Origin of the sequence: Chelativorans intermedius (genome assembly GCF_025398255.1) — a bacterium.
In the GTDB taxonomy this organism is placed as follows: Bacteria; Pseudomonadota; Alphaproteobacteria; order Rhizobiales; family Rhizobiaceae; genus Chelativorans; species Chelativorans intermedius.
This window is the reverse complement of the sequence record NZ_JAODNW010000102.1, coordinates 1-635: the sequence shown is the minus strand read 5'-3', so window position 1 is coordinate 635 and position 635 is coordinate 1. Positions and strand designations below refer to the sequence as shown.

Annotated in this window: 1 protein-coding gene; it reads left to right on the top strand. The window is 59.1% G+C overall.

All coding sequences use genetic code 11. From position 1 onward, the window contains the following. Positions 1–635, top strand: a 635-nt coding sequence (repA, locus tag NYR58_RS20510; protein ID WP_261522961.1) for a plasmid partitioning protein RepA, incomplete at both ends; no start/stop codon positions are given.

Genomic DNA, 635 nt, shown 5'->3' with positions numbered 1-635 from the left:
GCGCTTCAGGGTTATCGAGTGCTGGCCATCGACCTGGATCCGCAGGCCAGCTTGTCTGCGCTGCTCGGGGTACTCCCGGAAATGCACGTCGGGCACAATGAAACGCTCTACGCCGCGATACGGTATGATGAAGACAGGCGGTCACTCCGCGAGGTGATCCGCGAGACCTACTTCGACGGGCTTCATCTCGTGCCCGGCAATCTTGAACTCATGGAGTTCGAGCATACGACCCCGAAGGCGTTGGCTGACGGAAGCCGTTCCGAGGATGACACCCTCTTCTTCGCGCGGGTGGCCGGCGCGCTGGATGATGTCGCCGACGACTACGATGTCGTCGTGATAGACTGCCCTCCCCAGCTTGGATTTCTGACGCTTAGCGGTCTTTGCGCGGCGACTTCGATGATCGTGACAGTGCATCCGCAGATGCTCGATGTATCCTCCATGAGCCAGTTCTTGCTCATGACCCGCGATCTGCTCGGTGTGGTACGCGACGCCGGTGGCGCCCTGAAGTTCGATTTTGTTCGATATCTGCTCACTCGCTACGAGCCGCAGGACGCGCCGCAAACCAAGGTCGTGGCGTTGCTTCGGAATCTTTTTGAGGATCACGTTCTGACTAACCCAATGGTGAAATCAGCCGC